We start from the raw sequence: 12,610 nt of genomic DNA, 5'->3' as shown, positions 1-12,610 counted from the left end.
CAACAGGCAATGTGTAATCGGAACAAGACAGGTCAAAAAACCTGATCGTTAACTATCGAGCGTTAAAAGGCTGCGATCACCAGCAGCAAAGCGCCGTAATACCGCCGGATACAAGCGGTGTTCCTGAACCAAAACGCGTTCGGCCAGATCATCGGCGGTATCACCCGCCAGCACCGGCACCCGCGCTTGCCCTAAAATAGGGCCGTCATCCAAGGCTGCGGTGACCTCGTGGACCGTGCAGCCATGCACCTTATCCCCCGCCTCAAGAGCGCGGGCATGGGTGTGCAACCCTTTGTAAAGCGGCAACAATGACGGGTGAATATTGATCATGCGCCCCGCCCACGCATCGGTAAACCCTGCGGTCAGCTTGCGCATAAACCCAGCAAGGCAGATCATATCGGGTGCATGGGTGGCCAGACGCGATGACAGTTCAGCCTCGAACGCGGCGCGGTCACCTTGAAACGGTTTGTGATCAACGACTTCGGTGGCGATCCCACGGGCCTTGGCCCATGCGATACCGCCCGCATCTGCCACATTAGACACGATAACACAGGGCCGCGCCGGGTGGTCACCCGTCATATCCTCGACCAGCGCACGCATGTTCGAGCCGCCACCAGACAGAAAAATAGCGACCCGTTTGGTCACAGCAATTGGCCTGTGTATTCGACACCGGCAGCCGTCGTGACGTGCCCCATCGGATATACCGTTTCGCCTGCATCGCTCAGCAGCTTTTGCAGCGCCTCGGCCTGATCGGCAGCCACAACCAAAATCATGCCAACACCGCAGTTAAAGGTCTTGAGCATCTCGGCCTGAGACATATCACCAATCTGTGCCATCCACTTGAAAACACCGGGTAAATCCCATGCGTCCAGATTGATGTCAGCGCCCAGATCATCTGGCAGTACGCGTGGCAGGTTTTCGGTCAGACCACCGCCCGTGATATGGGCCAGCGCGTGTACACCGCCTGCCCGTACCGCTTCCAAGGCCGGTTTCACATAAAGCCGCGTGGGCGTCAGCAACACCTCGCCCAGGGTGCCGTCGGCCCATGGGCAATCCGCATCCCAGCCAAGGCCCGACATCGCCACCAGCTTGCGCACAAGGCTGTAGCCGTTCGAATGCACGCCATCGCTGGCAAGCCCGAGCAATACATCGCCAGCAGCAACGCCGCTTGGCAGATCCGCGCCGCGCTCCATCGCACCCACAGAAAAACCTGCAAGGTCGAAATCACCGTCGGAATACATGCCGGGCATCTCGGCGGTCTCGCCCCCGATCAAGGCACAGCCCGACCCTTCGCAGCCGCGCGCGATACCCTCGATGATACGGGCGGCTTCTTCGGTTTCCAACTTGCCCGTGGCAAAATAGTCTAGAAAGAACAGCGGCTCTGCACCCTGACACACCAGATCGTTCACACACATCGCCACCAGATCGACACCGACGCCGTCAACATTGCCGGTATCAATTGCGATCCGCAGCTTGGTGCCCACACCGTCGGTGGCTGCAACAAGGATCGGGTCAGTGTAGCCAGCCCCCTTGAGGTCGAACAACGCGCCAAATCCACCCAAGCCCGACATCACGCCGGGGCGCTTGGTCCGCTTGGCGGCGGGTTTGATCCGTTCCACCAACGCGTTACCCGCATCGATATCCACCCCTGCGTCTGCATAGGTGATTCCATTTTTGGAGTTGGTCATCATCGGGCCTCGCCGCTTATTGTCTATGCGAAAGCGGGTTACATCACTGGGCGCTGGCGCGCAATGCAAGACACGCCCCAGTTGGCGTTCTTGGTCTTGACGCGCTGCCCCTGCCCGCTTACGAAACCGCCATGGCGGGCCTGTAGCTCAACTGGTTAGAGCAGAGCGCTCATAACGCTTTGGTTGCGGGTTCAAGTCCTGCCGGGCCTACCACCACCCTTTCCGCCAGATCGCGCTTTTCACGCCGTACAGCTGGCCGCCGGTTGGGCCGTTTTGCTTTCAAGAATCCCATATTTCAAGGCGAATCATACGCGGCTTGATTCCTTACGGGACTTCCCCAAAAGTGGATAAATGCCAAATTTCCGCCACGGGTTGGGCCGAAATAGAACTGAACGCTCTACTTTTAATTGCAAAGGCATGAGCCGCAAACAACCTTACACCACTATAATCCACTACTCATTTGACCCGTTTCAAAGAGGTGGTAGATCATTTATTCTAACCAGCTCTCTGGTTTTTTACCTAAATTTTCTTCTAATTTTTGTACCAGTGTAGGTAAATAATGTTTTGTTCAATGTACCGCGCTTTCGCGTATTTTCCCTGTCGTCTTGGCCTTCACCGCTGGCGTGATAGTCGCGTGATGCCCCAGCAAGTCTGTAAATGTTGTAGACGGCGGCGCGGATATGTTTAGCGCCGCCTAAGCCGCCACAGAAAATCAAACGGTTGCTGGCCGTTTTCCGCAGCCAGCAACCGACTTCATCAGCCCATCATCAGGACTTCGCCAAAGCTGTCGCGCAAGTTACGTTTAAGCACTTTGCCGGTCGCATTGCGGGGCAGCACATCAGTAAACACCACACGGTCAGGGATTTGCCATTTCGCAATCTTGCCGTCGAACACCGCCAGAATTTCTTCTTCTGTCGGCTCTTGCCCTTCGGCTTTGACGGCGATCAGGATCGGACGTTCGTCCCATTTCTCGTGGCGGGCGCCGATGACGGCCGCGTCAGCCAGTTTGGGATGCGCAATCGCGATATTTTCCAGTTCAACCGAACTGATCCATTCGCCACCCGATTTGATGATATCCTTGGACCGGTCACGGATGGTGACATAACCGTCAGCGTCCATTGTCGCCACATCGCCCGTGTCGAACCACCCATCTTTGGTCAGGGTTTCCTCGCGGGTTTTGCGGAAATACGCGTCCAAGATCCAGAAGCCTTTGGTGACCAGATCGCCTTGGGTTTTGCCATCATGGGCAACGGGCTTGCCGTCTGCGTCCATGATCTCAAGTTCGACCCCGTATACAGGGCGCCCTTGGTTTTCGCGCAGCTTGTGTTGTTCGGCCTCTGGCAGGTCCAGATGTTTGGCCAAAGGTTGGTTGATGCTGCCGACAGGTGACATTTCGGTCATGCCCCAAGCATGGATCGTCTCGACCCCGTATTTCTCGCGGAAGGCGGTAATCATCGACGGCGGGCAAGCAGAACCGCCCACGACCGTACGCTTGAGACTGCTCAAGGTCGATCCGGTTTTATCGGCCTCGCCCAGCAGACCCAGCCAGATTGTCGGCACACCAAGTGCAAGGGTGATTTTGTATTTATCGATCAACCCCACCAGTGACGGACCATCCAGACCCGGCCCCGGCATCACCATACGCGCACCAACCATGGCGCAGGCATAGGGCGCGCCCCATGCGTTCACGTGGAACATCGGTACAACGGGCAGAACGACTTCTTTGGCGGCAATTGCGATGCTGTCGGCCAAGTTAATGCCAAAGCTGTGCAAAACGGTCGAACGGTGGGAATAGAGCACACCCTTGGGGTTGCCCGTAGTACCCGAGGTATAGCACAGGCTAGACGCCGTGTTTTCATCCAGTTCAGGCCAGTCGAATTCAGGATCGCCGCTGGCGACCAGATCATCATAAAACTTGAGACCGGGGATTTGTTTGGCCGCCTCGGCATCGGTGCCTTCCATCAGCACGATGTGATCAAGATGCTCAAGCTTGTCCATGATCGCAGCGATCAACGGCACGAATGTCTTGTCGATGAACAGCACCTTATCTTCGGCGTGGTTCAGAATATAAACAAGCTGTTCGGGGAACAAACGCGGGTTGATCGTATGACAAACAAAGCCGCCACCGGACGCGCCAAAATAGATTTCTAGGTGCCGACGGTTGTTCCATGCGATGGTACCGCACCGCGCCTGTGGCTCTAGCCCAAGGTTCGTCAGCGCTGACGCCAATGCGCGCGAATTCCGGCCCACTTGGCCCCAGCTGGTTTCCTCGACACCGCCACCGGTATTGACCGAATAGATTTCCCCCGTCCCGTGATAGCGCTGCGCGTGTTCGATCAGACTAGAGATCGTCAGCGATTTATTCATCATTTGGCCAAGCATGGCGCGTCCTCCCGATTGTGGTTTGGCCCCACATTTACCAATCCAACCGGGTCTTGCAAGCGCCCACACACATGATTACGCAGGGTGAATGAAACTTGTTTACCATTCGCCACTTAGCGCAGATCAGCAACGTGACGCCGGCCTGACAGAGCCGCAACCCTTGGCGATGGCCGATCAAGTGCGGTATTCCGATCTGGATACCAACAACCATGTCAACAACTGCACCTACTTCGAATGGTTCGAACGGTTGCGCATTCGGTATACGCAAACGCTGCTGGAACAGGGGTTAATGGATGCCCCCGGCCCGCGCGTGGTGATCCGGTCGGGATCGATCCGGTATTTGCATGAATTGCTCGAGCGCGAGGATTACATCGTGACTTGCCGCTGCACAGGCTTTCGCAACACGTCCTATAGCATCAGCCAACAGATCTGGGTGGGCGGGCAATTGCGCGCGACCTTTGATTGTGTACTGGTAATGCTGAAAAAGGACGGATCAGGCCGCTATCCCCTGCCCGACCGTCTGAAACGCCATTTTGAAACCAACGACAAGGCAACCGCCGAAACCTGACCCGCGGCTGAAAGGCATTTGATATGACTGTGAAAACACGCCCCCTCGCCCCCACGGACCGCACCGATTGGGAACGTCTGTTCGCTGGATACGCCGCATTTTACAAAGTCGACCAAACGCCGCAAATGCGCGAGACCGTGTTTGGATGGTTGATGGATGACACGCACAGCAGCAATTGCATCGTGGCCGAAGATACAGAGGGCTCGGTGATCGGGTTCACCCATTTCCGGCCCTTTGTCAGCCAATTGCGCGCCATCACCAATTGCTTTTTGGACGACCTGTTCGTTGACCCTGCCGCACGAGGATCAGGGGCCGCACAAGCCCTGATTGGCGCGGTGAAATCCGTAGCACAAGACAAAGGCTGGGGCACCGTGCGGTGGATCACTGCCGAAGACAACTACCGCGGTCGGGCTGTCTATGACAAACTGGCCACCCGCACGCCTTGGGTCACCTACGACATCAAGCTGTAAGTCCGAACAAGAAAGACATCGCCATGACCTTTCTGCAAATTGCATCCATGTTGATCGTATTGGCTGGCGGGTTCGGGGCGATAAACTATCTGTTCCTGAAACTGCCCTCGTCCATCGGTATTCTGGTGGTGGCGCTGATCGCGTCCTTTGGGTTGCTTGGCATTGATCTGGCGTTGCCCGGCTTGGGGATTGCGGATTCTGTGCGCGGCGTCGTCACCGGGATCGACTTCTCCGAGGCCCTGCTGGAAGGCATGTTGGGCTTGCTGCTGTTCGCCGGTGCGCTGCATGTCAAAACTTCGGATTTGCGGCGCGAATGGGTGATTGTGGCGCTGATGGCGACACTGGGCGTTGCACTGTCGACCACAATCGTAGGCGTTGGTTTTTCCTGGCTGACCGGGATGCCGTTGCTGACGGCGCTGGTGTTCGGCGCGTTGATATCGCCAACCGATCCGGTCGCCGTCTTGGGGGTTCTGCGCGAAGCGGATTTACCGAAATCGCTGGAAACCAAGATCGCCGGCGAAAGCCTGTTTAATGACGGCGTCGGCTATGTGGTGTTCCTGATTTTGGTGGGCCTCGCCTATCCCATGGCTGGCGATCACGGGTCCGACGGAAATGCCGTGTTGGCCGCAGGGCAGTTGTTTCTGCAAGAGGCCGTTGGCGGCGCGGTTTTGGGTTTGGTTCTGGGCTGGCTCACCTTTCGCGTGATGCGCCGGATCGACGATTATTCGCTTGAGGTCTTGTTAACCCTAGGGCTGGCATTTGGCGGCTACGAACTGGCTGTGGCACTGCATGTGTCAGCGCCGATCATGGCCGTTTGTGCGGGCCTTTTGATTGGCGATGTGGGTGCGGCGCGCGGCATGTCCGAGGAAACCCGCCGTTACGTCGACGCGTTCTGGAAACTGATCGACGAGATTTTGAACGCGGTGCTGTTCCTGATGATCGGGTTCGAAGTGTTTGCCATCGCCTTTAACGGTGACCTGTTCCTGACCGGCATGGCCGCCATCATCTTGGCCCTATTGGGTCGGTTGGTGGCGGTTGCCGTGCCGATCATGATCCTGCGCCCGTTTCGAAATTTCAACCAAGGTGTGATCCCGATCATGACGTGGGGCGGTTTGAAGGGCGGAATTTCCGTCGCTTTGGCGTTGTCGCTGCCCGATGGGGAATGGAAGCCCCTGATCCTGACCTGCACCTATATCGTTGTGGTGTTTTCGATCATCATCCAGGGTCTGACCGTCGCCAGATTGGCCAACCGTGTCGGGCGGCATCCGGACTTGGTATAGGTTTTTTGTAAGGTGAATGAGGGGCGCTGCCCCTCAAACTCCCCGGAGTTTATATGGCAAAATGAAACAGATTACATGGTTAGTCTGCGTGTTTTGCAATGAACCCGATGAGCCCGGCGGTCGATCCGTCTTTGCCCGTCGCCGGTTCTGATCCGTCAACGATGGGTTGCAAAGACGTCGCGAGTTCCTTGCCCAGTTCCACCCCCCATTGATCGAAGGAATTGATGCCAAGGATCACCCCTTCGACAAAGACGCGGTGTTCGTAAAGCGCGATGATCTGGCCCAGCGTGAACGGGTCGAGCAGCGGATAGCTGAGCGTCGTTGACGGGCGGTTGCCGGGGAACACGCGGTGGCGCGCCTGACGGTCGAGTTCGGCCCCGGTTAACCCTTTGGCGGCCATGATTTCAGATGCTTCTTGCAGGCTGCGCCCGCGCATCAGGGCCTCGGACTGGGCGAGGCAATTGGCGATCAGCAGTTTGTGGTGGTGTGTCAGATCGGGTTCATGGCCATTCGCCGCGATCAAAAATTCGCAAGGGATCACGCGGGTGCCTTGGTGGATCAGTTGATAGAAGGCGTGTTGGCCATTGGTGCCGGGTGCGCCCCAGACCACGGGGCCTGTATTGAACGGCGCGGTCGTGCCATCCATTTGGGTGGTTTTGCCGTTTGATTCCATCTCAAGCTGTTGCAGATAATCGGGCAATTGCCCCAGACGTTGATCATAAGGCAGCACGGCGCGTGTCGCGTAGCCGCAGATTTGGTTGTGCCATATTCCGACCAAGGCCAGCAGCATCGGCAGGTTTTCATCCGGGGCTGCGGCGCAAAAATGGCGGTCCATGGACTGCCCGCCGCGCAGGAACGCGTGAAAGGCGCGCGGCCCGATTGCGATCATCAAGGACAGGCCTATGGGGCCCCAAACGGAATACCGCCCGCCGACCCAGTCTTCGAACCCGAAGACCTGCGCGGGGTTGATCCCGAAGCCATCGGTTTTGTCTTGTGCCGTGCTGAGCGCTGCGAACTGACGCGCGGGATCGCCGCCATGATCCGTCATCCAAGCCCGCGCCGTGCGGGCGTTGGTCATGGTTTCGATCGTGGTAAAGGTCTTGGACGCGACGATGACCAGCGTGGTTTTCGCATCCAGTCCGCGCAGCGTGTCGGCGATATGTGCGCCGTCCACGTTTGACACAAAATGGCAGCGTGGCCCGTCGTGGTAGGGCGACAACGCCTGAACGGCCATGGCGGGCCCCAGATCAGAGCCACCAATCCCGATATTAACCACATCAGTGATATCGCTGGCGCGGATTTCATCGGCAAAATCACGCATCCGGTCAAGGGTGGCCAGAACATCCGGCATCACATCGACACCGTCCACCAGCACCGGTCCGCCATCGAGATTGCGCAGGGCGGTGTGCAAAACGGCGCGGTCTTCGGTCTCGTTAATCTTGTCGCCGGCGAACATCGCATCACGGCGGGCCGGAACATCGGCATCAACGATCAAGGCCAGCAAGGCATCCATCGTTTCCGCATCCAAATTGGTCTTGGAGAAGTCAAACAACATGTCGCCGGTTTGCGCGCTGAATGTCGCGGCACGGGTCGCATCATCGAACAAAGACAGGATCGAGCGGTCTTTGACAGCGGCCTGCATCGCAATCAGGTCATCGAATTTTGTCATGCTGCCCAATGGACTACCGCCTCTTTCAACACTGCGCCGATGGGCGCTTCATGGGCTGGCAGGGTCAATGCCCGCTCTAGCGCTGCGCGTTTTTCATCCCCGAAGATAACCACATGCGTTGACATGGCCCCCTCAAGAACGGGGCGGGAAAGCGTAATGCGGCCGATATCCTGACCCGCGACGTGAATGGGGCAAACGGCGGGTGCATCACCCGCCATCGCCGCTGCCAACCCATCCGAGCCGGGGAAAAGCGAGGCCGTGTGCATGTCGGCCCCCATGCCCAACACCAGCACCGAAAGCGGCAAATACTGCCCGACGGTATCGGACAAATCTTCTGACGCTTCGGCCGCTGTCAGTCCATCGACGAAAAACGGCGTGAACCCCGCTGCGGCCGCAGGACCAACCAGCAGACGTTTACGTAGCAGGCCCGCGTTCGACATCTCGTGATCGGGGCTGACCCAGCGTTCGTCGGTCAACATCACCTGCACCCGCGCCCAATCAAGGCTGGCCGCACTTAGGCTGTCAAAAATCGGCCCCGGCGTTGTGCCACCGGGCACCGCCAAGCTGACCCGATCATGGGACAATAGCGCATTTTCCAATTCGCCCGCCAGCACATTGGCAAGATCTATCGCGAGGGCCTCGCGATCGGCATATTCGATCAGTTTCATGCAGAAAGCTCCCGCCATTTTCGACCGTCACGTCGCATCATTTCATTTGCATCCGTCGGGCCATCCGACCCGCTGTCATAGGGTTTGGGCACGTCATTGCGCGCTTCCCATCCTTGGATAATCGGGTCGGTCCAAGCCCATGCGGCCTCGACCTCGTCTCCGCGCATAAACAGGGTCTGGTTGCCACGGATCACGTCCATGATCAGCCGTTCATAGGCATCCACCTGTTCGGACCCTTCCGGCCCCAAAGCATCGGCAAAGGTCATATCCAACGGCACATCAATCAGACGCATACCGCCGGGGCCGGGTTCCTTGATCGTCACGCCAAGGGTGATGCCCTCGTTCGGTTGCAGCCGGATCGACAGCACGTTGCGGTGCCGGCCTGCGTCTTCAGCGAAAATCGAATGCGGGGTTTCCTTGAATACCACAGTAATTTCAGACGACCGCGCGGCCATACGTTTGCCGGTGCGCAGATAAAACGGCGTGCCCGCCCACCGCCAGTTGCTGATGTGCGCCTTGAGCGCGACAAAGCTTTCGGTGCGCGAACGGGGATCACCGACGGCAGTGCGATAGCCGGGGTGCTCTGTCTCGTTGCACGGTTCCGCCTGATATTGCCCGCGCGAAATGTGATGCGGCAACACCGGATCCAACGCGCGGATAACCTTGAGCTTTTCATCGCGCACGGCATCGGGGTCAAACCGCGCCGGTGGTTCCATGGCGATCAGGCACAGCAATTGCATCAGGTGGTTTTGCACCATATCGCGCATGGCACCGGATTTATCGTAATATTCACCCCTGCCCCCGACGCCCACGGTTTCGGCCACAGTGATCTGGATGTGATCGACATATTGGCTGTTCCAAAGCGGCTCGAACAGCATGTTGCCAAAGCGGACCGCCATGAGGTTTTGAACAGTTTCCTTTCCCAGATAATGGTCGATCCGGTAAATCTGGCTTTCGTCGAAATACTTGGCCAGCGTCGCGTTCAGGGCGCGGGCGGTTTGCAGATCACGGCCAAAGGGCTTTTCGACCACAATCCGGCTGCGCGCATCCGCCATGCCCCATTGTTGCAACCGTTCCGCCAAATCGCCAAACAACGCAGGCGAAACCGAGAAATAATACGCCTCGACCCGTTCCGTTCCAGCCATCAGCTTTTGCAACGTTTCCCAGCCATCGGTGCCTTTTGCGTCGATGGTCACATATTCTAGGCTGGCCAGAAACGCGTCCAGCTGCCCCGGCTCGTGTTCAAAATCCGCGTTGAATTCGGCAATCGCCTCTGCAATCATCTCCCGGTAACCATCCGCGTCCATTTCCGTGCGGGCGGCACCAATAATGCGGGCGTTTTCAGGCATTTGACCGGAACAAAAGCGTCGAAACAGACCCGGCAGAATTTTACGACGGGCCAGATCGCCGGTACCGCCAAAAATCACCAAGTCAAACGGATCGACCGGAATAACGCGTGAGACCATCGGGGCAACTCTCCTTGCTGCACGGACGCAGCGCTTGGGCGTTTAAATCTATGTTAGCGCAAACATACAGCAATCACTACGCTTCACAAGTCTGTGCTAAAGAATACACAGGGTTTTCTTGGTTTTACCATTCGCCTAGACAAAGAAACAACGCAAACCATCTAAGGGCGCAGTGTCGATGAAAGACTTTGCACAGGCAAACGTAGGCAAATTTGAAAACCCATTGGTCACCGCCAAGGGCGAAGACCGTGCGACCGTGAGCCTGACCAACCCTCAAACATTGTGGTTTAACACCGGCACATTGTGTAACATTGAATGCGTGAACTGCTATATCGCGTCCAGCCCGACGAACGACGCGTTGGTCTATATCACAGCGGATGAGGTGCGCGATTACCTGGGGCAGATCACCGCGCGCAACTGGCCCGTGACCGAAATCGCCTTTACCGGTGGTGAACCCTTTATGAATCCGCAAATGATCGACATCACCGAAGCCTCGCTTGAGGCGGGATACGAGGTGCTGATTCTGACAAACGCGATGCGGCCCATGATGCGCAAATCGGTGCTGGCGGGTCTGACGCGGCTCAACGCGGCTTACCCCGACAAGCTAACGCTGCGCATTTCGGTGGATCACTACCGCGCCGATCTACATGATGCCGAACGCGGCGCTGGTGCGCTGGAAAAGACGATTACGGGCATGACATGGCTGCGTGACAATGGCATTCGCATGGCGGTAGCAGGCCGGTCGGTTTTTGGCGACAGCGACGAAGACAGCCGCGCGGGATATGGCGCGTTTTATGCCGATCATGGCTTTGACATCGACGCCCATGATCCCGGCATAACCGTGCTGTTTCCCGAGATGGATGAAACCATCGAAGTCCCTGAAATTACAACCGCTTGCTGGGGTATCTTAAACAAATCTCCTGACGCGATAATGTGTTCATCCTCGCGTATGGTGGTCAAACGCAAGGGCGCTGAGAAACCTGCCGTGCTGGCCTGTACACTGCTGCCTTACAGCCCTGAGTTTGAGTTGGGCAACAGCTTGGAAGAGGCCGAGAAAGACGTCGCCCTCAACCATCCGCATTGCGCCAAGTTTTGCGTGCTTGGCGGTGCCAGCTGTTCTGCGTGACCCTTAGGGCCGGATAATCACGCCGGTGGTCGGGTCCGCCTGCCCTGTGACCAGTGCGTGATACGGGGCTTCGGCAGCGGCGATACCCTGATGGACCTGCACATTCATCCACGTTGACGCATCCGCCGCAATCCGTTTCCACGCTGCAGTGATCTGTTTCTCAATCTCGCCCGGGCCCCATTCGGCGCGCCGTTTGGCCACCTGCGAAGGCGCGAAAAAGAACTCAGGTTTGGGGCCTGCCAGCTTTTGCGTCGGGGCAAAGTGATCCCAATGGCTCAGCCCCACGGCTGACGAATGCTTGAGGCTATCGCCCAGTTGAGTATGCAGCGCCATTTTGACATCGGAATTGCCGGACATGTCGACATAGACTGACGGCACCTGCGCAATGTCGTCGATCTTGTCATAGGTCAGCACGCTGTCACACGCCCCCAGCCCCTCGACAAAAGCGCGGTTTTTCGCGGATGTAAGGCCAACGATCCGATATGCGCGGTCCGCAGGTTCGGCCAGATACTTGCACAGCCCCAGCCCGGTTTTCGACGACGCACTGCCGATGATGATCTGATCGGCCCCGAAACATGCATTATCCTGCAACCAGTCAAACAACAAAAATGACGTGGCCAGTAGCGGCTGCAAAATCGCCCGTAGATGGTCGTCTGCGTCGCTGCCGGACCGTACCGGCGTGTATTGGTTATAGATCAACGGCAGCTTTGCGCGGTCCTCTGCACTGTCGACAAAACCACCCTGCGCTGCGCTTGGCGTGATCACCACCTCATCCGCCATCGGATAGAAGCCATACAGCCGCGTGCCGACCTCTAATACATCGCTGCGGCTTTCCACCACTTTGGCCGTGCCCCAGACCGGAACAATGCCCCAACCTTCGATGCCGCTTGGGAAAAACTGCCAATAGCCGATATCAAACCCCGCTGCCGCATAGGTCACATTGTTCGAGGTCAGCGCAAAACTTTCCAGCGCCAGCCGGACCTGCCCCGCCTCAAGCGGCGCGCTGTCCACGTTCTCTGCCCGCGTCTCTGCGATAGATGTTTGATTAACCAAAATGCGCTGCATAATCTGCCCCTCCCGATGGCGTTCGGCCACATCCTAGCCGCGTTTCCCGAGGATTTGGAAATCGTATTGAATTGACGTTACGCCACACGAAATCAGCAGGTTTTAATCCCACATGTTTTCAACACCTTAGCCAATCTCACAGATTCAAATGGACACAGAAAGCCCGCAGGCATTGCACCCTATATACCCCATCTGCTATACAAAACCCCAAGATATAGAACCAGCAAC

General features: G+C 57.4%; 11 protein-coding genes and 1 tRNA gene. 5 read left to right on the top strand and 7 right to left on the bottom strand.

The features are described 5' to 3' along the window. Positions 1–48 precede the first annotated feature (48 nt). Both purN and purM read right to left on the bottom strand, forming a co-directional pair. Positions 49–645, bottom strand: coding sequence for a phosphoribosylglycinamide formyltransferase (gene purN / locus KZZ06_RS02210; protein ID WP_219578383.1), 597 nt, complete (start codon positions 643–645; stop codon positions 49–51). Then, positions 642–1,688, bottom strand: a complete 1,047-nt coding sequence (purM, locus tag KZZ06_RS02205) for a phosphoribosylformylglycinamidine cyclo-ligase (protein WP_219578382.1) — start codon at positions 1,686–1,688, stop codon at positions 642–644. The genes purN and purM overlap by 4 nt, the downstream gene beginning before the upstream one ends. 136 nt (positions 1,689–1,824) lie before the next feature. On the opposite strand from purM, the gene KZZ06_RS02200 reads away from it, so the two are divergent. After that, positions 1,825–1,901 (top strand) — tRNA-Ile (locus KZZ06_RS02200). Between the two features lie 543 nt (positions 1,902–2,444). Here the strand turns inward: KZZ06_RS02200 and KZZ06_RS02195 are convergent. After that, positions 2,445–4,070 carry a long-chain fatty acid--CoA ligase gene (locus tag KZZ06_RS02195; RefSeq protein WP_219578381.1) on the bottom strand — a complete coding sequence of 542 codons (1,626 nt, stop codon included), beginning with the start codon at positions 4,068–4,070 and terminating at the stop codon, positions 2,445–2,447. Between the two features lie 88 nt (positions 4,071–4,158). Between KZZ06_RS02195 and KZZ06_RS02190 the strand changes: the two genes are divergently transcribed. The 3 genes from KZZ06_RS02190 to KZZ06_RS02180 are packed head-to-tail and all read left to right on the top strand — an operon-like array spanning position 4,159 to position 6,388. Continuing rightward, complete coding sequence (locus KZZ06_RS02190; RefSeq protein WP_219578380.1) at positions 4,159–4,638, top strand: thioesterase family protein; 480 nt, start codon at positions 4,159–4,161, stop codon at positions 4,636–4,638. Positions 4,639–4,661: 23 nt separating this feature from the next. After that, entirely contained in the window at positions 4,662–5,108 is a 447-nt protein-coding gene (locus KZZ06_RS02185; protein ID WP_219578379.1) for a GNAT family N-acetyltransferase, read from the top strand. A gap of 23 nt (positions 5,109–5,131) precedes the next feature. After that, complete coding sequence (locus KZZ06_RS02180; RefSeq protein WP_219578378.1) at positions 5,132–6,388, top strand: sodium:proton antiporter; 1,257 nt, start codon at positions 5,132–5,134, stop codon at positions 6,386–6,388. Between the two features lie 79 nt (positions 6,389–6,467). Here KZZ06_RS02180 and pgi read toward each other — a convergent pair whose 3' ends face one another. The 3 genes from pgi to zwf are packed head-to-tail and all read right to left on the bottom strand — an operon-like array spanning position 6,468 to position 10,191. Continuing rightward, complete coding sequence (pgi, locus tag KZZ06_RS02175; protein WP_219578377.1) at positions 6,468–8,057, bottom strand: glucose-6-phosphate isomerase; 1,590 nt, start codon at positions 8,055–8,057, stop codon at positions 6,468–6,470. Next, positions 8,054–8,725 (bottom strand): 6-phosphogluconolactonase, encoded by a 672-nt coding sequence (pgl, locus tag KZZ06_RS02170; RefSeq protein ID WP_219578376.1) that lies wholly within the window; start codon positions 8,723–8,725, stop codon positions 8,054–8,056. Before pgl ends, pgi begins: the two co-directional genes overlap by 4 nt. Further along, positions 8,722–10,191, bottom strand: coding sequence for a glucose-6-phosphate dehydrogenase (gene zwf, locus KZZ06_RS02165; protein WP_219578375.1), 1,470 nt, complete (start codon positions 10,189–10,191; stop codon positions 8,722–8,724). The genes pgl and zwf overlap by 4 nt, the downstream gene beginning before the upstream one ends. 178 nt (positions 10,192–10,369) lie before the next feature. On the opposite strand from zwf, the gene KZZ06_RS02160 reads away from it, so the two are divergent. Then, a complete protein-coding gene (locus KZZ06_RS02160) occupies positions 10,370–11,317 on the top strand; it encodes a radical SAM protein (RefSeq protein WP_219578374.1) in 948 nt (315 codons plus the stop codon). A 3-nt stretch (positions 11,318–11,320) separates the two neighbouring features. On the opposite strand, the gene KZZ06_RS02155 is transcribed toward KZZ06_RS02160, so the two are convergent. Beyond that, positions 11,321–12,382: a DUF2855 family protein gene (locus KZZ06_RS02155; RefSeq protein ID WP_219578373.1), complete on the bottom strand. Its 1,062-nt coding sequence runs from the start codon at positions 12,380–12,382 to the stop codon at positions 11,321–11,323. Positions 12,383–12,610: the final 228 nt, after the last annotated feature.

It is taken from the genome of Sulfitobacter sp. CW3, from assembly GCF_019392245.1.
Taxonomy (GTDB): Bacteria; Pseudomonadota; Alphaproteobacteria; order Rhodobacterales; family Rhodobacteraceae; genus Sulfitobacter.
This window is presented reverse-complemented; position numbering and strand designations above follow the sequence as displayed.

Coding starts and splice junctions, on each gene's coding strand:
- purM (WP_219578382.1), bottom strand. CDS start 1,688: ATGACCAACTCCAAAAATGGAATCACCTATGCAGACGCAGGGGTGGAT.
- KZZ06_RS02195 (WP_219578381.1), bottom strand. CDS start 4,070: ATGCTTGGCCAAATGATGAATAAATCGCTGACGATCTCTAGTCTGATC.
- KZZ06_RS02190 (WP_219578380.1), top strand. CDS start 4,159: ATGAAACTTGTTTACCATTCGCCACTTAGCGCAGATCAGCAACGTGAC.
- KZZ06_RS02185 (WP_219578379.1), top strand. CDS start 4,662: ATGACTGTGAAAACACGCCCCCTCGCCCCCACGGACCGCACCGATTGG.
- KZZ06_RS02180 (WP_219578378.1), top strand. CDS start 5,132: ATGACCTTTCTGCAAATTGCATCCATGTTGATCGTATTGGCTGGCGGG.
- pgi (WP_219578377.1), bottom strand. CDS start 8,057: ATGACAAAATTCGATGACCTGATTGCGATGCAGGCCGCTGTCAAAGAC.
- pgl (WP_219578376.1), bottom strand. CDS start 8,725: ATGAAACTGATCGAATATGCCGATCGCGAGGCCCTCGCGATAGATCTT.
- zwf (WP_219578375.1), bottom strand. CDS start 10,191: ATGGTCTCACGCGTTATTCCGGTCGATCCGTTTGACTTGGTGATTTTT.
- KZZ06_RS02160 (WP_219578374.1), top strand. CDS start 10,370: ATGAAAGACTTTGCACAGGCAAACGTAGGCAAATTTGAAAACCCATTG.
- KZZ06_RS02155 (WP_219578373.1), bottom strand. CDS start 12,382: ATGCAGCGCATTTTGGTTAATCAAACATCTATCGCAGAGACGCGGGCA.